An 18,396-nucleotide genomic window follows, 5' to 3' on the forward strand; every position below is an offset into this window, starting at 1 on the left:
AGCCGGGGCAGGGGACAATCCGGATCGTGCAGCTGAACCCGTGGGCGCTGAGCGGCATCGCGACCGTCGCCGTGCTGACCTTCTACCTGGGTCACCGCTCGTCCCGGTTCGCCAACACCACGCACGACTTCCTGGTCGCACGCCGCACGGTGCGGTCGCGCCGCAACGCCGCCGCCATCTCCGGTGAGTACCTCTCCGCCGCGTCGTTCCTCGGCATCGCCGGGATCATCCTGAAGGACGGCGCCGACGGGTTGTGGTTCCCGATCGGCTTCACCGCCGGCTACCTGGCGCTGATGCTGTTCGTCGCCGCGCCGCTGCGCCGCTCGGGCGCCTACACGCTGCCGGACTTCCTGGAGGCGCGTCTGGAGTCGGTCGCGCTGCGCCGGTGCGGCACCGCGTTCGTGGTGTTCATCGGGATCCTCTACCTGGTCCCGCAGCTGCAGGGCGCCGGGCTGGCGCTGACGACCGTGCTGAACGTGCCGGGCTGGGTCGGCGCGGTGACGGTCACCGTGCTGGTCGGCGTGAACGTGATGGCCGGCGGCATGCGCGCGATCACCGTGGTGCAGGCGTTCCAGTACTGGCTGAAGCTGTTCGCGATCGCGCTGCCCGCGTTCGTGCTGTGCGCGGTGTTCCTGGCAGGCGGCAAGCCGGGGCCAACCGGTTCGCTGGGGTCGCCCGCGCCGCCGGTGTTCGCCGCGCAGACCACTGTGGACATCCGCACCGACGTCGCCTTCGAGGTCGGCACGCTGACGCAGGTCGTGATCGAGCACCCGGGCGACCCGGCGCCGCACGACGAGATCTGGGTGCAGGGCTCGACGCAGGAGCTGCCGCAGGGCACCCGCGTGTGGTTCGCGGCGGGCACCCCGGTCCCGACGGTGAGCGACGCGGAGGTCACCAACTCCGACTGGCTGCACCCCGGTTCCGAGGGCGTGCGGGACCTGCTGCAGACGTATTCGCTGATCTTCGCGACGTTCCTCGGCACGATGGGCCTGCCGCACGTGCTGGTCCGCTTCTACACCAACCCGGACGGCCGGGCGGCGCGCCGGACCACGGTGCACGTCCTGTTGCTGCTCGGGCTGTTCTACCTGTTCCCGACGATCCTCGGGGCGCTGTCCCGGATGTACGTGCCGGAGCTGCTGGTGACGGGCCAGACGGACGCCGCGGTGCTGCGGCTGCCGTCGGCGATGGTGCCGGGGGTGGCCGGGCAGGTGCTGGGCGCGGTCGTGCTGGCCGGGGCGTTCGCGGCGTTCCTGTCCACGTCGTCGGGGTTGCTGGTGAGCCTGGCGGGCGTGGTGTCGACGGACCTGTCGAAGGGCCGGGTGCTGGACTTCCGGATCGCCGCGGGTGTGGTCGCGCTGGTGCCGCTGGCGCTGGCGCTGCTCCTGCGGCCGAACGACCTGTCGCTGAGCGTCGGGATGTCGTTCGCGCTGGCCGCGTCGACGTTCTCGCCGTTGCTGCTGCTCGGCGTGTGGTGGCGCGGCCTGACCTGGCCGGGCGCGATGGCGGGCATGATCATCGGCGGCGGGCTGGTGCTCGGTGCGCTGGTGGTGGACCTGGTCAGCCGGTTCACCGGGGGCTGGGCGCCGTGGTTCGCCGACCAGCCCGCGTTGATCACGGTGCCGGTGGCGTTCGCGGTGACGATCCTGGTCAGCCTGGCCACGCCGAACGGCAAGCCGGCCGACGTGAACGCCGTGATGCTGCGGCTGCACGCCCCGGACCGGCTCGGGTTCATGCGCGATCGGGCGGTCGCGCGGTTCGGGCAGGCCGAAGAGCGTACCCGGATGGGACGCGGCCGACACCGCAAGTGACCCCGGTTCTCACCCGGGCGACGTTCACTCCATTGGCGGTTTCGTTTACCGTCGGTTGACATTTCGGCAAATCATGCCCGTTTGGTGATTCGCGAAATGGACATTCCTACGTCTAACCGGCGAAAGATCGTCAACTCTCCGTAAGATCATTCACTCGAAAGGATTAACAACAAGACTCACGTTTCGCGGCAAGATCTACCCGCATCACACGACCGGAAGAGGTTGAGACCATGCACAGGGAGGTTGTCCCGTGAGCACCAGCGACCAGGACCTCGTCGACGAGACGGGTCCGGGTGACAACTGGCAGAAGGTGCAGGCGAGCCCCGAGTTCGCCGAGCTCCGCAAGAGGTTGCGGACCTTCGTCTTCCCGATGACCGTCCTCTTCCTCGTCTGGTACCTCGTCTACGTCCTGCTCGCCGACTACGCCCACGGCTTCATGTCGACGAAGCTGATCGGCAACTTCAACGTCGGCCTGCTCATCGGCCTGCTGCAGTTCGTGTCGACGTTCCTCATCACCGGGCTCTACGTGCGGTACGCGAACCGCAAGCTGGACCCGATCGCCGACAAGATCCGCGGTGAGATCGAAGGAGACGCGCAGTGAGGAACCTGGCGCAGGGCGTCGAAGGCAGCAACCCGACGCTGAACATCATCATCTTCGCGATCTTCGTCGCGATCACCCTCGTGATCGTGTTCCGCGCCAGCCGCAACACGAAGACCGCCTCCGACTACTACGCGGCGGGCCGCTCGTTCACCGGTCCGCAGAACGGCATCGCGATCTCGGGCGACTACCTGTCCGCGGCGTCGTTCCTCGGCATCGCGGGCGCGATCGCGGTCAACGGCTACGACGGGTTCCTCTACTCCATCGGGTTCCTCGTCGCGTGGCTGGTCGCGCTGCTCCTGGTCGCCGAGCTGCTGCGCAACACCGGCAAGTTCACGCTCGGCGACGTGGTCGCGTTCCGGATGCGGCAGCGGCCGATCCGGGCCGCGGCGGCGGTGTCCACCCTCGCGGTGTCGTTCTTCTACCTGCTCGCGCAGATGGCGGGTGCCGGCGGCCTGGTCAACCTGCTCCTCGGCATCAAGAGCGACTGGGGCCAGAACGCCGTCATCGCGATCGTCGGCATCCTGATGATCGTCTACGTGCTCATCGGCGGCATGAAGGGCACCACCTGGGTACAGATCATCAAGGCCGTCCTGCTGATCCTCGGCGCGCTGGCGATGACGCTGTGGGTGCTGGGCAAGTTCGGCTTCAACCTGTCGAACCTGCTGCAGGGTGCGGTCGAACGCGGCGGCGCGACCGGTGACGCCCTGCTCAACCCGGGCAAGCAGTACGGCAAGACCGAGACCAGCAAGCTGGACTTCCTGTCGCTGGGCATCGCGCTGGTGCTGGGCACCGCGGGCCTGCCGCACGTGCTGATGCGCTTCTACACGGTGCCCACCGCGAAGGACGCGCGGAAGTCGGTCGTCTGGGCGATCGTCCTGATCGGCATCTTCTACCTGTTCACCCTGGTGCTGGGCTACGGCGCCGGTGCGCTCGTGGGCCCGCAGACGATCAACTCGGCGCCGGGCACGACCAACTCGGCGGCGCCGCTGCTCGCGCTCGAACTGGGCGGGCCGATCCTGCTCGGGTTCATCTCCGCGGTGGCCTTCGCGACCATCCTCGCCGTGGTGGCCGGCCTGACGATCACCGCGTCGGCGTCGTTCGCGCACGACGTGTACGCCAACGTGATCAAGAAGGGCCAGGTCGACAGCAAGCAGGTCGAGGTGCGGGTCGCCCGGATCACCGCGCTGGTGATCGGCGCGCTCGCGATCGTCGGCGGCATCCTGGCGAAGAACCAGAACGTGGCCTTCTTGGTCGCGCTGGCGTTCGCGGTGGCGGCCTCGGCGAACCTGCCGACCCTGCTGTACTCGCTGTTCTGGAAGCGGTTCAACACCCAGGGCGCGCTGTGGAGCATGTACGGCGGCCTGATCATCTGCATCGTGCTGATCGTCTTCTCGCCGGCGGTGTCCGGCGGGTCGAAGCCGATGATCAAGGGTGTGGACTTCCACTGGTTCCCGCTGGAGAACCCCGGCCTGGTGTCCATCCCGGCGTCGTTCCTGCTGGGCTTCCTCGGCACGGTCCTGTCGAAGGAGCGCAACGAGAAGAAGTACGCCGAGATGGAGGTGCGCGCGCTGACCGGCGCACACGCCGAGAAGGCCACCGCGCACTGACCTGACGGACGGCGGAAAGGGCCACTCCCGCGACGGGGGTGGCCCTTTTTCGGGCTCACGTGCAGTTGATGGGTGCGCGTGCCAGTATGTGAACGTGCAACCAGGTGACATTCCGACCGCGTCCGTCTCCGAACTGCCCGCGGACGGGCTGGTGTTGCTGGACGTGCGCGAACAGGACGAGTGGGATGCCGGCCACGCCCCCGGCGCGGTCCACATCCCGCTCGGCGAGCTGCCCGCGCGCACCGACGAACTGGCCCAGCTGCCCGACGACCAGCCGCTCTACGTGGTGTGCCGCACCGGCGGCCGCTCCGCGCGGGCCGCGGCGTGGCTCAACGCGAGCGGCTGGGACGCGATCAACGTGGCGGGCGGCATGAAGTCCTGGGAGACCGAGGGCCGCCCGGTCGTCGGCGAGCACGACGGCCCGCCCGAGGTCCTGTAGGTCCCATGCACCCGACCCCGAGGCCGTACCGCCCCCGACCGCGTGTCAGCTGGGTGGCGAACCCTCCACCGGGTGCGATCCGTCCCCGGCCGGCGCGCCCGGCCGAGCGCTACGACGGCCCGCCGTCGTACCACGTGCCGCCGCGCTGGGGTTTTCCGCACCTGGCGTGGCGGGTGCCGACGGCGGTGCCCGGCACCCCGTCCGGCTATCCGAGCCCGGTCGAGCGTGTGCGGGTGCTGCACCGCAATGCCGTGACGATCCTGTGGTTCCTCGCCGGGCTGGCCGCGGTCGCGGCGGGTGCCGAGTTCTGGCGTTACGCGCTGCTGGTGATGAGCCGGTCGACGGCCCTGCACGCGGCGACCGTGGCGTTCTCCGACGCGCTGGAGATCATCGCGTCGCTGCTGACCGTGGTGTTCGGGCTGATCGCCGTCGCCGCGACGCTGTGGTGGCTGCTGGTCGCCCGCAGTGCCGCCGCGGAAGCCGCCGGACAGGAACCGGCCCGCTCGACGCGCGAGGTGGTCGCCGGGGTGCTGGTGCCGGGGGTGAACCTGGTGATGGCGGGCTCCATCCTCGCCGAACTGGAGCACCTGGTGCTCGGCCGCGAGCCGGACCGCCGCCCCCGCCCGTCGCGGCTGGTGCTGGCCTGGTGGGCGGCCTGGGTGGTCAACGAGGTGCTGATGGTGCTGGTCATCGGGTGGCGCTTCAAGGACGGCGTGCAGGCGATGGCGGACGGCGTGCTGCTGACCGGCCTGCTGAACACCGCGGCCGCCGTGCTGGCCGGACTGACCGCGGTGCTGGTGTACCGCCTGACGACGCTGCTGGCGCCGGTCCGCACCGACCGGCTGCGCCCACTGCAGGTGCGATCCGTGAAGGGCGCCCCGGCCCCGGAGCTGCGCACGGCACGCCCCACCGGCGCGGCGCGCTGATCTGGGCTGCCGCTCCGCCGGACGTGCGCCGCCCCTCGCGCGGATCCCGGGACCGGCCGCGAAAGCGCGGCTCGCTAGACCGTCACCGGCAGGTTCTTCAGCCCCCGGATCACGAACTCCGGTCGGCGCTCCGGCTCACCCGCCAGGCGCAGGCCCGGCAACCGCTTGGTCAGCGCGACCAGCGCCGCCGCGATTTCGATCCGGGCGAGCGGCGCGCCGATGCAGTAGTGGATCCCCGCGCCGAAGCCCAGGTGCGTGCCGTCGCTGCGGGCGACGTCCAGCGTGTCCGGCTCGGCGAACACCTCCGGGTCCCGCGCGGCCGCGCCGAGCAGCGCGGCGATCTTCTCGCCCTTCGCCACCCGGAAGCCCGCGATCTCCACGTCCTCGGTCGCCGTGCGCTCGAACAGCTGCAGCGGCGAGTCGAAGCGGATCAGCTCCTCCACCGCGGCCGGCATCAGGCCCGGGTCGTCCACGAGACGCTGCCACTGGTCCGGGTGCCGCAGCAGGGCCCAGACCCCGTTGCCGATCACGTTGACCGTCGCCTCGTGTCCGGCCATCAGCAGCAGCACCGCGGTGGCCACCACCTCGTCCTCGGTGAGCTCGGCCCGCAACAGGTCCGTGATCAGGTCCTCGCCCGGCTCCCGGCGGCGCCGCTCGGCCAGCTCGCGCAGGAACTCGACGAACTCGGTCGCCGCCCGCTCGGCCGCCACCCGGCCCTCCTCGGGCAGCCCGTACTCGTACATCTTCACGATCGCGTTCGACCACGGCACCAGCCGCGGCCGGTCGGCCTCCGGCACGTCCAGCAGCTCGGAGATCACCGCGACCGGCAGCGGCTGCGCGAGCGCGTCCAGCAGGTCGGCCGACCCGGCCTCGGCGATCCCGGCCACCAGCTCGTCCGCCAGTCGCATCACCGTCGGCCGCAACCGCTCGACGTGCCCGCGCCCGAACGCCGACGAGATCGACCGGCGCAGCCGTGTGTGCACCGGCGGCTCGTTCTCCAGCAGCGAGTTGCGGTGCAGCAGGTTGAACGACACGAACTGCTCGGCCGGGCTCGCGTCGGTCCAGATCCGGCCCAGCCCGCGGTGCCGCAGCACCGCCGACGCCGCCGCGTGGGACACCGCGATCGCCAGGCCCAGCCCGTCGTGCTGGTGCACCGGCGCCTGCGCGCGCAGGCGGGCGAACTCCGGGTACGGGTCGGCGAGGAAGGCGGGGTCACGGGGATCGAACACGACCCGAGCCTAATCCCCCGATCCGGCGGGCCGTGCCCGGTTCGGTAGCGTCTGCGGCCTGTAGTCCGAGGAGGCGAGATGGGCAAGGGCGCGCGCAAGCGGGGTCCGAAGAAGGACAAGGCACCGAAGGTCCGCGAAGTGTTCGTGGGGCAGCCGTTCGAGGGGCTGGCCGCCGAGCCGGAGCTGATCGCGCTGCGCGAGTTCGTGCCGTCGGCCACCGCGCCGCTGTCCCTTGTGGACGCGGGCGAGCGGCAGATCACGCTGGCGACCGTGCTGCCGATGGCCGCGGCCGCGTTCGTGCGCACCGACGGCGAGGTGTTCGTCGGGCTCCAGGTGCAGACCCGCTCCAGCGACGTGAGCCGCGACCTGGGCCGCGCGATCCGCTGGGCGCTGACGGCCGAGCCGGGCGACGTGCTGCCGGTGCCGGACACCACGAGCCCGCCCGCCGATGGCGAGCGCCTGCAGGACCTGCTGGTGGCCGACGCCGAGCTGGACGTCACCCTGCACTCGAACTTCGACTGGTGGCTGCCCGAGGACACCGACCCCAGCGGCGAGGTCAAGGTCTCGCTGGAGCGGGCCAACGAGGCGATCATGCCGACCGAGCGCCTGGGCACCGGCTCCTACTGGGTACTGGCCGGCGAGAAGGCGCACCTGCGCTGGGTCCGGCCGGAGCCGGAGGGCCGCCTGATGCAAGCGCTTGCGCGCCTGTCCGCGGCCGGTGAGCTGTCACTCGGCGAGGGCTCCCGCTACGCGGGGTCGTTCCGCGCGCACGGCCTGCTGGTGCCGGTGTGGGACCTGGACCCGGAGGCGCACGCTCGCGAGTGGGCCGAGCCTGCCGAGCAGCTGGGCGCCCGCCTGGAGGAGGCCCTGAAGTCGGTCGACGCCGAGCCGCTGACCGCCGCCGAGCGCCGTGCGCGCGACGGCTTGGTCGGCAGGCAGCTGACGCTCCGCTAGTGATCCTGCACCTCTGCGCGGCCACGGACTGGACGGGCGCGGACTACCGCGCCCCGTCCCTGGACACGGTCGGCTTCATCCACTGCTCCGACCCGGGCACGGTGGCGATCCCGGCGAACGCGCTCTACCGCGGCCGCACGGACCTGGTGCTGCTGGAGATCGACCCGGCGCGGCTGGACGTCCCGCTGCGCTGGGAGGCCGGCGACCCGCCACACCCTGACGGCATCCTGTTCCCGCACGTCTACGGCCCGATCCGCGCCGAAGCCGTGGTGGCCGTGCACCCCTTCCCGCCGAACGCGGACGGCGCCTTCGAGCTGCCCGCACGCCTCGCGCAACGAGACCCACGCTGAGGCGTCCACCTCAGAGCGCGCCGGACAACCTGAGGGGGCCGTCATGCGTGGACTCGGCGAAGGGGTAAGACACACGGTCGAGGGAGGCGATACGGTGACCTCGGCCGCGTCGGCCATCGCCTGGGGAGGCGGCCGCGCGGCGGGGAGGGGGTCAGCGGTGAGCGAGGAGCTGGCGGACTTCGGAGAGTTCGTCCAGGCGAGCCTGCCCGGGCTGCTCCGATACGGCCACGCGCTCACCGGCAACCCGCACGACGCAGCCGACCTGGTGCAGACCGTGCTGGAGAAGATCGGCTCCCGCTGGACCCACGTGCAACGCAAGACGGCCGACCCGCTGGCCTACGTGCGCCGTGCGATGGCGAACGCGCACATCAGCCGCTGGCGGCGCCTGAAGCGGGAGAGCCTGGTCGCCGACCTGCCCGAGCAGCGCACCGCCGAACCGGTGGACCCGTTCGAGCACGAGCCGCTGTGGCAGGCCCTGCGCGAGCTGCCGCCGCGCCAGCGCGCGGTGATCGTGCTCCGCTACTACGAGGGCCTGTCCGAGGCCGAGATCGCCGCGTCGCTCGGCGTCAGCGCGGGCACGGTCAAGAGCCAGGCCAGCAAGGCGATCGCGACGCTGCGGACCAAGATCGGTTCGATCTCCGGAGGGAGGGACGACTGGTGAACCCCGACGACGAGCTCGGCGACGAGCTGCGGCGGTTGTTCGACGACGACCGGCTGGCGATCACGCCCGCGCCGGGCGCCGAGAGCGCCATCGTCCGCGGCGCCCGCCGTCGCCGTCGCCGTCGCACCGCCGTCGCCGCCTCCGGGGGTGTCCTCACCGCCGCCCTGCTCGTCACCGCCGGTCTCGTCGCCGAGCGCCACGACCCCGGCGTCCACCAGGCCGCCCAGCCCACGACCACCGCCCCCACGACGACCTCGGAAGCGCCCGGGCCGGTCGTGGTGCCGCCGTCGTTCTCCGAACTGCCCACCCAGCCGCCCCCGCCGTCGTCGACCACCACGGTCCTGCCCGCGCCGCCGCCGGCCGGCACGTCCACGCCTGCGCCGTCGAGCAGCAGCCGCACGACCGTGCGCCCCGAGCCCGCGGCGGTGGTGCTCGGCCCCACCGGCTACGGACCGTTGCGGCTGGGGATGACCTTCGACGAGGCCAAGGCGACCGGGCTGCTCGCCGACGCCGGTACGGCGCCTGCCGAATGCACCACCTACCGGCTCACCGAAGGCACGGCGAACGTCGCGTCGGTGACGATTTCGCCGACCGGGGGAGTGGTGGTCTTCACCGCGACCGGCGCGCGCACTCCGGAAAAGGTGGGCACCGGTTCCACGGTGACCGAACTGAGGAATGCCTATCCTGATCTGACGGCCGGTGCGGGGAATTACAGCGCCGCCGCCGGATCGGGCGCCAACTACACGTTTTACGTCGATTCCGCGGAAACCGTCGTGCACTGGGAACTGGTCGCCCCGCCCGGCTGCTGACGCGAAAGAGCCCGGGCCGCGGCCCGGGCTCTCGTGCGCTCCGCGGTATGGCGGTCCTACAGGGCGCCACCGGCGACCGGCGGCATGTCGGAGGCGCCGTCGTCGCCGACGGACTCGCGGGCCAGCCAGGTCTCCACCTCGAACATGTTGCCGTTGGCGCGCTTGACCACGTTGACCAGTGTGGACATCTGCGACACCTCCTCGACCTGCTCCTTGAGGAACCACTGGAGGAACTGCTCGCCCTGGTAGTCGTCCTCGGCGCGGGCGGCCTTCATCAGGGTGCGGAAGTCGGCCGTGACCTCCTTCTCCTGCTCCAGCGCGAGCTCGACCAGTTCGAGCGGCTCCGCGAAGTCGTTGCGGACCTCGCCGGTGGGCGGGATGTCCACGTGGTGATCGGTGTCGATCAGGTACTGCACGATCGCCAGCGCGTGGTTCCGCTCCTCCACCGCCTGGCGGTAGAAGTGCTTGGCCAGCTGGGGCAGGTCCGCGTTGTCGAACCAGACCGCCAGCGCCACGTACTGCTGGGAAGCGTGGAACTCGTTCTGCACCTGCTGCTGCAGGAGCTCGTAGAACTTGGAGCGCGGTTCTTTCTTCAGCATCGCCATGACTCAAGAATAGGCCATTTTGCTGATCGTTAACCCCTTGGCCCTGGTGATTCCGATTTCGTTTGGGTAGGCTTACCGAGATTAGGAAGTGCTTATTTAGGACGTACTAATTCAGCTTAGCCTTTCCTAATTACCCGATCGGGTCACGGACAACGGGACAGGACATGCAACGCGGCCCGCCCCGGCCGGAGCCCAGCTCGGAACCGGCGATGGCGAGCACCTCGATGCCGGCGTCCGCCAGCCGCGCGTTGGTCTCCACGTTGCGTTCGTAGCCGACCACCACACCGGGCGCGAGCGCCAGCGTGTTGTTGCCGTCGTCCCACTGCTCGCGTTCCGCGGTCACCGGGTCCAGCCCGGTGTCGATCACCCGCAGCTTCTCGATGCCCATCGCCTCGGCCGCCGCGTGCAGGAACGGCTCCGGGCCGTCCACGCGCAGCGAGCCGTCGCCGTCCGGGCGCAGCGTGAAGGCCACCAGCTCGTCGCGGGCCAGCGGGTACATCACCACGGCGTCCGGCGCGACCATCGTGCAGACGGTGTCCAGGTGCATCGTGGCTCGGGCCTGTGCGATCGGGACCGCGAGCACGGTGTGGGCGATGTCGTCGGCGAACAGCGAGCGCGCCAGCGACTCCGCGCCTGCGGCCGTGGTGCGCTCGCCGATGCCGACGGCCAGCACGCCCGGCGCGAGCAGCAGCACGTCGCCACCCTCGACCGGCGCCGAGTGGGCGCCGTACGCGCGCGAGGCGTGGGAGAACCGCGGGTGGTAGGCGTAGACGAGGTCGAGCAGCGCGGTCTCGCGGCGGCGGGCGGGCATGGCCAGCGACGAGATCGCCACCCGGTCGCCGATCCACACCGACGAATCGCGGGTGAACAGCAGGTTCGGCAGCGGGTCGACCGCGAAGTCGTGCGGGTGGTGGATCTTGCGCACCAGCGACGCGCCATCGGCGGCGGGCAGCTCCTCGAACGTCAGCCCGGCCATCAGGACCTCGGCCAGGGTGGCGGCGTCCACACCGGACAGGTGCGAGCGCAGCGCGTCCCCCAGGTCCTCGCCGAGGCGCCGGTCGTCGACCGCGGCGTGCACCCCGGCGGCGTGCGCGCGCGGATCGGTGAGCGCCTCGCGCAGCACCTCGGCCAGCAGGAGCACCTCGACGCCGCGGCCGCGGAGCACCTCGGCGAACGCGTCGTGCTCCTCCTGGGCGCGGCCGACCCACGGGATCGAGTCGAACAGCAGCTTGTCGTTGTTGCGCGGGGTGAGCCTCGTGAGCTCGTTGCCCGGCCGGTGGAGCAGGACGGCGCGCAGCGGCCCGACCTCGCTGTCCACCCTGGGGGTTTTGGTGGTCACGCGCTGAGCGTAGTGCGCTGAGTGTCTGTTCAGGGCAGCCAGCTGACGTGTCCGCGGAGCAGCGAGTACCCGACGAACGAGACCACGTCGAGCAGGGTGTGCGCGACGATCAGCGGCACCAGCCGGTTGGTCCGCTGCCACACGCGGCCGAACACCAGTCCCATCACCAGGTTGCCGACGAACCCGCCGAAGCCCTGGTAGAGGTGGTAGGACCCGCGCAGCACGGCGGCGGCGAACAACGCGGTGTTCTCGCGCCAGGCCAGCTGCCGCAGCCGGGTCAGCAGGTACCCGACCACCAGGACTTCCTCGGCGAAGGCGTTGCCGAACGCGGACAGCGTCAGCGCGATCGGGCGCCACCACGTGTCGTCCAGCCGGGACGGGACGACGGCGAGGTTGAAGCCGAGCTGCCAGCCGACGAAGTACAGCACCAGCCCGGGGATGCCGATCAACGCCGCCAGCCCCGCGCCCCAGAGCACGTCCCGGCCGGGGCGGGTGCGGTCCAGGCCCACCTCGGCCAGCTTCATCCCGCCGCGCCACAGCAGGTACGCGCCGAGCGCGCCCCACCCGACGAGCTGCACCGCGGACAGCAGCTGGGCGAGCAGGTCCAGCAGGTCGGCGGCGCGCTGCGGGACGTTCAGCGCGACCTGCTGGTCGGACAGCGGCTCGGGCTGCAGGAGCGAGTCGATCAGCGACAGCAGGCTGCGCGCGCCGGACAGGCCGAGCGTGATCGAGAAGACGACCACCAGCTCGATCTTCAGCCGCCGCGCGGTCCCGGCGTCCACGGGTTCGGGCATCGCGGGACGTTCGGGGCGGAGCCAGGAGCTGAGCACGTCCGCACGCTACCGTCTGGAGACATGGCCAAGATTGCGACCGCTGACCGCGTCGACCGCGCCGAACTGCTGGAGTTCCTCCGCCCCCGGCACCGCGCGATCCTGATGACCACCCGCGCCGACGGCACGCCGCAGCTGTCGCCCGTCACCGCCGGGATCGACCCCGAGGGCCGGTTCGTCGTGGCGACCTACCCGCAGCGCGCCAAGACCCGCAACGCCCGCCGCGACCCGGCCGTTTCGGCGTGCGTGATCTCCGACGACTGGAACGGGCCGTGGGTGCAGTTCGACGGCACGGCCGAGGTGCTGGACGTGCCCGAGGCGGTCGAGCCGCTGGTGGAGTACTTCCGGTCGATCTCGGGCGAGCACCCGGACTGGGACGAGTACCGCGAGGCGATGGTCAAGCAGAACAAGAGCCTGATCCGCGTGACGATCGAGCGGTGGGGACCGATCGCCACCGGCGGTTTCCCGCCGGAGCTCGGCTAGGGCTGCACGCGCACCTGGTTCCGCGCCAGGAACGGGCAGCCCACCAGGCGCCGCAGCTCGGTGCTGAGCTGGGCGGGGCTGTGCACCGGCTTGGCGAAGGCCAGGCGCACGTCGTGGTCGCCGTCGCCGGACTCGACCCGCAGCCGCAGCCCGAACTGGTCCAGGCCGAGCGGGCGGATCCGGCCGCCGCGCAGCTCCTCGGGGATGTGCCGGGCGAGCTGGCCGACGACGTCGGCGTGGTCGGTCTCCAGGTGCCGCAGCCAGCCGGACTCGTAGCCGGCGAACGGGTCCGGCGCGGCGGCGGAGAACAAGTGCGGCCGCAGCGAGTGGGTGCCCTCGGCGTCGGCGAGGACGAGCGAGGCCGGCGTGAGCCGCAGCAGGCTCAGGCCGTGGCCGAGGTCCAGCAGGCGCGGATCGGGCCGCGTCTCGGCGATGGACAGTGCCCTGGCGCGGGCCGACTCCGGGCTGAGGTGCCGCAGCCAGCCGGTGATCCAGAGCAGCCCGCGGATGGGTTCCCGCAGGTCGACGGGCGCGTGGTCGGCGAGTTCGAACACGACGGCCAGCTCGCCGCGGTCCGCCTCGCGGGTGCGGGTCAGCAGCGGGTGGTCGTCCGGCAGCAGGACGCTGACGCTGCCGCTCGGGTGGACGTGGTGCAGTTCGGGCACCACGCGGTCGCTGCCGGTCGGATCGCCCGCGGTCGGCAGCAGCGCGCCGGGGCCGTTCCGCACGGCGATGGTCTTCGCACGCTCGGCGGGGCTGGGTGCGGGCGGACGTCGGATCTCGGTCACTGGCCACCACCTCCTACTTAGGTGAGCCTAACCTGAGTGACGGAGGAAGGGAAGTGGATCAGTAACGTTCCCCGTTGCCACTCCGACTGGCGGACCGTGGAATTCACCCGGCAGCGTGTCTACGAGCCGCACCTCGGCGAACCGGCGGCGACCGATCCACTCGAGGTCGAGATCGTCGAGAAGACCCGTGGTCGTCTGATCACGTCGAGCGTGTTCTACGCCTTCCCGGTCGCACTGGCGGTCCTGTTCCGGCTCACCGGTCCCGCGGTCTGGACGGTGACCGCGGTGTTCACCGTGCTGGCGGCGTTGTCGGTGTGGACGCTGGCCTGCCGGACCCGGCCGCTGGGCCGGCTGCTCCGGATGCCCGCCGTCGTCCTGACGCCGGGGCCGGGGCACCTGCTGGTGTCGGGCCGGACGGTGAGCATCGCGTTGCCCGGGCCGCAGCCGCGCTGGGTCGTCGCGCGGATGCCCCGCTCGAAGCGGCTCCTGCTGGCGCGCGAGCGCCGCGTGTTCATGCTCGGGCCGGACGCGCGCGGCCGGCTCGTGTTGCGGGTCCCGGGCAGCATCATCGGGCAGTTCGGCCGCGTGCGGACCGCACCCGCGCCCGGCTCCCGGGCGCCCGACGAGGTCGCACCGGACGCGGTGGTGATCGCGTTCGTCCGTGAACTCCGGCTCCGGGCGGCGCTCGTGTCCACGGCCTTTCTGGTCGCCGGCGCGTTCGTGTGGGTGCTCACCGAAGCGGGTGCGGAGGCGTTCGGCTTCCCGCGCCCGAACGGCGTGACGGCCGTGTTCTGCGTGGCCTACGCGTTGCTCGGGGTCGCCCGGCCGCTGCAGGTGCGGAGCATCGCGCGGGCGGTGCGCACCCAGCCGTGGACCGAACTCGGCGTCACCCTGGACACGCCGGTCGAACCACAAGCCACGGGCACCGGGAACACGATGGGGCGGGTGACCCTGCCGGACGGGCGGGTCGCGCGGGTCCGGTTCGGCCGCCAGCCGCTCGACCTCCTGGTCAACGTGCGCGAGACGCAGCGGCTGTGGGTGCTCGGCGCACCGGAGCGGGGCCGCAAGCTCGCGGCCGGGGTGCCCGGTCACCCGGTGCTCGGCCAGGTCCGGTTGGACTGACGGGTAACGCCGGTGGCCGCTTGATCGACTCGGAGGTGTGGAACCCACCCAGGAGCGCGTCCTCGTCCACGAGCCGCGCCACGGCGAACCGGCCGCGGCGGACTCGCTCGACGTCGAGATCGTGACCAAGCAGCGCAACCGCCTGATCAACTCGATGGTCGTCTACGTGGTGGCGGGCGCTGCGGTGGTGGCGCTGGACCCCGGCCCGCTCTCGGCCGGCTTGGCGACGATCCTCGCCGCGGTCACCGTCGCGCAGCTGTGGCTGCTGTTCTTCCGGGTGCTGCCCTGCCGGAGGCTGCTCGCGCACCCGGTGGTCCTGCTCACCCCCGGCCCCGGGCAGTTGCTGGTGGCCGGGTCGAAGGTCAGCGTCGCGCTGCCCGGTCCCGAGCCGCGGTGGCTGGTCGTGCGGCTGCCTGCGTCGAAGCGGGTCCTGCTGGCCGGGTTGCGGCGCCTCTACTTCATCGGCCCCGACCCGCGCGGCCGCGTGCTCGTCGGGTTGCCGGGCGGGATCAACGGCCGGTTCGGCCGCATCCGGACGGCACCCGAGCCGGGCTCGGTGGAATCGGCCGAGCAGCCGCGGCCGATGGTGGCGGCCCTGCGGGACCCGGTGGTGACCACGTTCCTGCGCGAGGTCCGGCAGCGGTCGTGGGGGATGGCGGGGTCTTTCGTGCTGCTGGCCGCCGGGATCTGGGCGCTGGGCAACCTCGCCTCCGACCTGCCCGGCACCCGCACGTTCACGATGATCCTCGCGGTCGTCTACGCCGTGACCGGGCTGCTGATGCCGGTCCGCGTCGCCACCCTGTCCTCGGCCGTGCGCGAGCAGCCCTGGCAGGAACTGCACGCCACGCTCGACACCGCGATCACGCCGGGCACCTCGGGCGCGGTCGGCAAAGCCACCGGCCGCGTGATGCTCCCCGACGGCGAAGCGGTGGTCCGGTTCCCGCGGGTGCCGCTCGACCTGCTGGTCAACGTGCGCGACACGCAGCGCCTGTGGGTGCTCGGCGTGCCGGAGCGGGGCCGCCGGGTGGTGGCCGGGCTGCCCGGGTATCCCGTTCTCGCGGTGGTGAACCTCCGGTGAACTGTCCGGGGGGCGTACGCGTTTGTCCGGTTCCCGTACGCTACTAGCGTGTCCCATGTGTCAAGCGCTGTGGAACTCACGCCCCCCGGCCCCCGCGGAATTCCGCCCCTCTTCGCGCGGCTCGTAGACGACTCGGCGCTCTTCCCGCCCGGAACGGCCACCATGCCGGACGCGCTGCGGAACTACCTGGCCGGCCGCGAGGGCGACCACGCGGGCCTGCTCGGTGTGTTCCTGTGCCAGGCCTCCCGCCTGCCGGAGCTGATCACCGAGCTGATCAAGATCAAGCCGAAGCAGCCGCTGCCGCTGTCGCTGATCATCGACACCGGTCTCGGCGGCGTGCCGAAGGCGATCTCGATCGTCGAGTCCCGCAGTGAGCTGCTGTCGCTGCGCATGGTCGAGATGCCGGCGCCCTCGGACGTCGACGAGGTGTGGCTGGAGCGCGTCTCGGAGTTCGTGCCGGAGGACGTGATCCGCGTGGTCGAGCCGCGGCGCGGGGTCGGCTGGCTGGACGGCGTGCGGCGGGTGATCGAGCACGGCAGCTGGCCCAAGATCCGCTGCGGCGGCCAGTCCAGCGAGAACTTCCCCAGCGTCGACGAGGTCGCCGACTTCCTCGCCGTCCTGTCCGGCTCGCCCGGCGCCTCCTTCAAGGCCACCAACAGCCTGCACCGCGCGGTCCGGCACGACGACCCGGACAACGGCATCGCCCACCACGGCTTCCTGAACCTGCTCGTCGCGGTGGCGCGCAGCCTGTCCGGCGGGGACGTCCGCGAAGCGCTCGCCTCCACCGACGGCGAGGCACTCGCCGCGGAGGCGAAGTCGCTGTCCGAGCCCGCCGCGAAGGCGGTGCGCGCGCTCTTCGCGTCCTACGCCTGCGACAGCTTCGAGGCTCCGGTCGCCGACCTCGAGGCGCTCGGCCTGCTGTAGTGAGCGCCGAAGGCTCGCTGACCCTCGACCGCGGCCTCGCATTGCTGCAGGCCGTGGCCGACGCCGACGGTGACGCGGCGACGATCTCGGAGCTGGCGACCGCGATCGGCGCCAGCCGCGCGGCGGTCTACCGGCTGCTGGTGCCGCTGTCCGCGCGCGGCCTGGTGTGGCGCGACGGCAGCAAGGTCCGGCTGGGCATCGGCGTGCTGCGGCTGGCCGGTCAGGTCGTCCCGCAGCTGCGCGAGGCGGCCCGACCGGCTCTGCGCGAGCTGGCGGAGAAGGCCGGCGCGACCGCCTACCTGTCGATCGCCGAGGGTGATCTGGTCGAGCCGGTCGTCACGGTGGAGCCGTCGTGGACCGATTTCCACGTGTCCTACCGGGTCGGCGCGCGCCACCCGATCGGTGTCGGCGCGGCCGGGAAAGCGCTGACCCTGCGTCGCGGCAGTCGCGGCTGGGCGGCGGTCACCGGCGAACCACAGCGCGGAACCTCGGGTGTCGCCGCGCCGGTGCGGGGCGTGCCAGGCCTGCGCGCGGCGGTCGGGGTGATCGCGCTGGGGCCGCTCAACGCGGACGCGGTGGGCCCCCAGGTGGTGGCGGCCGCCGCCGCGGTCGCCGAGGTCCTGCGCGGGGACTAACGGGTGCGGCGGTACTCGGCGGCCGCTGCCTCGTACTGCCGGTGCTCGGCCTCGTGGTCCGGCGCGTCGTCCGGGTCGGCCGAGGTGACGAACTCCTGAAGCGCCTGGTTGGCGCCCACCGCGAGTTCACCGGCCCGCGCGAGCATGCCCTTCTCGTAGCGGGTGATCGCGGCGTCCAGGGTGGGCTCCGCCGCGATCGCGTGCGCCAGTTCCGCGCCGTCGAGCAGGGCGAGGTTCGCGCCGAACCCGCCGAACGGGGCCATCACGTGCGCCGCGTCGCCGAGCAGGGTCACGCCCGGGGTGTGCGGCCAGGTCATCGGCGCGGGCAGGACGTGGATCGGCCGCTCGACGACGGCGTCCCAGTCGGTCAGCGCAGGCCGGAAGACGCCGGCCCAGTGGGCGAACTCGCCGAGCAGGAAGCGCTTCAGCGCCTCGGGGTCGTGCAGCGCGATGCGGTCGCCGCGCACGACCAGGTAGCCGCGGATGTGGCCGTTGCTGTTGCGCTGCAGGATGATGCCGTGCCCGTCGCCGTCGTTGGCGAACATCTGCCCGGGGCCGGTCAGCGCGGCGACGCCGGGGTGGCGGGTGTCGACGTCGTCGAAGCGGACGTCGAGGAAGCTGACGCCGGTGTACTGCGCGGTGGCGTCGGTGACCAGCGGCCGGACCCGGGACCAGGCGCCGTCGGCGCCGATCACCAGGTCGGTCTCGGTGGCCGAGCCGTCGGCGAACTCCAGCCGGTGCCTGCCCCCGCCGAGCGGTTCCGCGCGCGCCAGCTTGTGTCCCCAGTGGACGGTGCCGGGTTCGACGTGCGCCGCCAGCAGCGCGCGCAACTGGCCGCGGTCGATCTCCGGGGCGGCGAGGTCGTCGTCGGCGGGCACGAAGGCCTTGATGACCGTGCCGTGGTGGTCGAGCCGGCTCCCGGCCTGTGACTCGGGGCGGGACAGCGCCAGGAACTCGTCCAGCAGCCCGGCGTCGGACATGGCGATCTGCCCGGTGTCGGCGTGCAGGTCGAGGCTGCCGCCCGCGTCCCGGGCGTCCACGGCGGCGTCGGCGTCGTACACGGTGACCTCGATGCCGTGGCGCTGGAGGACGCGGGCGCAGAGGAGGCCGCCGGGGCCGGCTCCGATGATCGCGATTCGTGCAGTCATGGTTACTTCTCCTATCTACTGAACGGGCGGTCGGTCAGTGAATAGGCTAGCTGAACGGGC

Annotated in this window: 20 protein-coding genes; 14 read left to right on the top strand and 6 right to left on the bottom strand. The window is 72.0% G+C overall.

The window, feature by feature from the left end; genetic code table 11:
* The first annotated feature begins 26 nt into the window (after positions 1-26).
* From AMY39116_RS0303720 to AMY39116_RS0303740, 5 genes are all read left to right on the top strand, one after another.
* Entirely contained in the window at positions 27-1,808 is a 1,782-nt protein-coding gene (locus AMY39116_RS0303720; protein WP_020416366.1) for a cation acetate symporter, read from the top strand.
* Positions 1,809-2,058: 250 nt separating this feature from the next.
* The gene (locus AMY39116_RS0303725; RefSeq protein WP_020416367.1) at positions 2,059-2,409 is read left to right on the top strand and encodes a DUF485 domain-containing protein; all 351 of its coding nucleotides are present in this window, start codon (positions 2,059-2,061) and stop codon (positions 2,407-2,409) included.
* The gene (locus AMY39116_RS0303730) at positions 2,406-4,016 is read left to right on the top strand and encodes a cation acetate symporter (RefSeq protein WP_020416368.1); all 1,611 of its coding nucleotides are present in this window, start codon (positions 2,406-2,408) and stop codon (positions 4,014-4,016) included. The genes AMY39116_RS0303725 and AMY39116_RS0303730 overlap by 4 nt, the downstream gene beginning before the upstream one ends.
* An 88-nt stretch (positions 4,017-4,104) precedes the next feature.
* Positions 4,105-4,455 carry a rhodanese-like domain-containing protein gene (locus AMY39116_RS0303735; protein WP_020416369.1) on the top strand — a complete coding sequence of 117 codons (351 nt, stop codon included), beginning with the start codon at positions 4,105-4,107 and terminating at the stop codon, positions 4,453-4,455.
* Positions 4,456-4,508: 53 nt separating this feature from the next.
* On the top strand, positions 4,509-5,381 hold the full coding sequence (locus AMY39116_RS0303740; protein ID WP_020416370.1) for a DUF4328 domain-containing protein: 873 nt from the start codon (positions 4,509-4,511) through the stop codon (positions 5,379-5,381).
* Positions 5,382-5,455: 74 nt separating this feature from the next.
* Here the strand turns inward: AMY39116_RS0303740 and AMY39116_RS0303745 are convergent, their stop codons facing one another.
* Positions 5,456-6,610: a cytochrome P450 gene (locus AMY39116_RS0303745; RefSeq protein ID WP_020416371.1), complete on the bottom strand. Its 1,155-nt coding sequence runs from the start codon at positions 6,608-6,610 to the stop codon at positions 5,456-5,458.
* Positions 6,611-6,688: 78 nt separating this feature from the next.
* On the opposite strand from AMY39116_RS0303745, the gene AMY39116_RS0303750 reads away from it, so the two are divergent.
* The 4 genes from AMY39116_RS0303750 (at position 6,689) to AMY39116_RS0303765 (ending at position 9,384) form a co-directional block, all read left to right on the top strand.
* Positions 6,689-7,564: a DUF5926 family protein gene (locus tag AMY39116_RS0303750; protein ID WP_020416372.1), complete on the top strand. Its 876-nt coding sequence runs from the start codon at positions 6,689-6,691 to the stop codon at positions 7,562-7,564.
* Complete coding sequence (locus tag AMY39116_RS0303755) at positions 7,564-7,914, top strand: DUF952 domain-containing protein (protein WP_020416373.1); 351 nt, start codon at positions 7,564-7,566, stop codon at positions 7,912-7,914. Before AMY39116_RS0303750 ends, AMY39116_RS0303755 begins: the two co-directional genes overlap by 1 nt.
* A 157-nt stretch (positions 7,915-8,071) precedes the next feature.
* A complete protein-coding gene (locus AMY39116_RS0303760; RefSeq protein ID WP_020416374.1) occupies positions 8,072-8,575 on the top strand; it encodes a SigE family RNA polymerase sigma factor in 504 nt (167 codons plus the stop codon).
* Positions 8,572-9,384: a hypothetical protein gene (locus AMY39116_RS0303765; RefSeq protein ID WP_020416375.1), complete on the top strand. Its 813-nt coding sequence runs from the start codon at positions 8,572-8,574 to the stop codon at positions 9,382-9,384. The genes AMY39116_RS0303760 and AMY39116_RS0303765 overlap by 4 nt, the downstream gene beginning before the upstream one ends.
* Before the next feature lie 56 nt (positions 9,385-9,440).
* Here the strand turns inward: AMY39116_RS0303765 and AMY39116_RS0303770 are convergent, their stop codons facing one another.
* The 3 genes from AMY39116_RS0303770 to AMY39116_RS0303780 all read right to left on the bottom strand — a co-directional run bounded on the left by AMY39116_RS0303770 (position 9,441) and on the right by AMY39116_RS0303780 (position 12,122).
* Positions 9,441-9,989 (bottom strand): ferritin, encoded by a 549-nt coding sequence (locus tag AMY39116_RS0303770; RefSeq protein WP_020416376.1) that lies wholly within the window; start codon positions 9,987-9,989, stop codon positions 9,441-9,443.
* A 130-nt stretch (positions 9,990-10,119) separates the two neighbouring features.
* Complete coding sequence (locus tag AMY39116_RS0303775; RefSeq protein ID WP_027935604.1) at positions 10,120-11,307, bottom strand: arginine deiminase; 1,188 nt, start codon at positions 11,305-11,307, stop codon at positions 10,120-10,122.
* Positions 11,308-11,357: 50 nt separating this feature from the next.
* Complete coding sequence (locus AMY39116_RS0303780) at positions 11,358-12,122, bottom strand: CPBP family intramembrane glutamic endopeptidase (protein WP_020416378.1); 765 nt, start codon at positions 12,120-12,122, stop codon at positions 11,358-11,360.
* A gap of 60 nt (positions 12,123-12,182) precedes the next feature.
* Between AMY39116_RS0303780 and AMY39116_RS0303785 the strand changes: the two genes are divergently transcribed.
* Complete coding sequence (locus tag AMY39116_RS0303785; RefSeq protein WP_020416379.1) at positions 12,183-12,641, top strand: PPOX class F420-dependent oxidoreductase; 459 nt, start codon at positions 12,183-12,185, stop codon at positions 12,639-12,641.
* Here AMY39116_RS0303785 and AMY39116_RS0303790 read toward each other — a convergent pair.
* Positions 12,638-13,429 carry a DUF2470 domain-containing protein gene (locus tag AMY39116_RS0303790; protein ID WP_020416380.1) on the bottom strand — a complete coding sequence of 264 codons (792 nt, stop codon included), beginning with the start codon at positions 13,427-13,429 and terminating at the stop codon, positions 12,638-12,640. The two genes, AMY39116_RS0303785 and AMY39116_RS0303790, sit on opposite strands and share 4 nt — an antisense overlap.
* A 96-nt stretch (positions 13,430-13,525) precedes the next feature.
* Between AMY39116_RS0303790 and AMY39116_RS0303795 the strand changes: the two genes are divergently transcribed.
* The 4 genes from AMY39116_RS0303795 to AMY39116_RS0303810 all read left to right on the top strand — a co-directional run bounded on the left by AMY39116_RS0303795 (position 13,526) and on the right by AMY39116_RS0303810 (position 17,188).
* Complete coding sequence (locus AMY39116_RS0303795) at positions 13,526-14,551, top strand: hypothetical protein (RefSeq protein ID WP_020416381.1); 1,026 nt, start codon at positions 13,526-13,528, stop codon at positions 14,549-14,551.
* 37 nt (positions 14,552-14,588) lie between these two features.
* Entirely contained in the window at positions 14,589-15,629 is a 1,041-nt protein-coding gene (locus AMY39116_RS0303800) for a hypothetical protein (protein ID WP_020416382.1), read from the top strand.
* A 69-nt stretch (positions 15,630-15,698) separates the two neighbouring features.
* Entirely contained in the window at positions 15,699-16,553 is an 855-nt protein-coding gene (locus AMY39116_RS0303805) for a hypothetical protein (protein ID WP_269462683.1), read from the top strand.
* On the top strand, positions 16,553-17,188 hold the full coding sequence (locus tag AMY39116_RS0303810) for a helix-turn-helix domain-containing protein (RefSeq protein WP_020416384.1): 636 nt from the start codon (positions 16,553-16,555) through the stop codon (positions 17,186-17,188). The genes AMY39116_RS0303805 and AMY39116_RS0303810 overlap by 1 nt, the downstream gene beginning before the upstream one ends.
* On the opposite strand, the gene AMY39116_RS0303815 is transcribed toward AMY39116_RS0303810, so the two are convergent.
* Entirely contained in the window at positions 17,185-18,336 is a 1,152-nt protein-coding gene (locus AMY39116_RS0303815; RefSeq protein ID WP_020416385.1) for an NAD(P)/FAD-dependent oxidoreductase, read from the bottom strand. The genes AMY39116_RS0303810 and AMY39116_RS0303815 overlap by 4 nt on opposite strands.
* Positions 18,337-18,396 lie beyond the last annotated feature (60 nt).

This window comes from Amycolatopsis sp. ATCC 39116, from assembly GCF_000231075.2.
GTDB classification, from domain to species: Bacteria; Actinomycetota; Actinomycetes; order Mycobacteriales; family Pseudonocardiaceae; genus Amycolatopsis_E; species Amycolatopsis_E tucumanensis.

Excerpts from the sequence above, each read along its gene's own strand:
- AMY39116_RS0303750 (WP_020416372.1), top strand. The coding sequence starts at position 6,689 with ATGGGCAAGGGCGCGCGCAAGCGGGGTCCGAAGAAGGACAAGGCACCG.
- AMY39116_RS0303770 (WP_020416376.1), bottom strand. The coding sequence starts at position 9,989 with ATGGCGATGCTGAAGAAAGAACCGCGCTCCAAGTTCTACGAGCTCCTG.
- AMY39116_RS0303780 (WP_020416378.1), bottom strand. The coding sequence starts at position 12,122 with ATGCCCGAACCCGTGGACGCCGGGACCGCGCGGCGGCTGAAGATCGAG.
- AMY39116_RS0303785 (WP_020416379.1), top strand. The coding sequence starts at position 12,183 with ATGGCCAAGATTGCGACCGCTGACCGCGTCGACCGCGCCGAACTGCTG.
- AMY39116_RS0303815 (WP_020416385.1), bottom strand. The coding sequence starts at position 18,336 with ATGACTGCACGAATCGCGATCATCGGAGCCGGCCCCGGCGGCCTCCTC.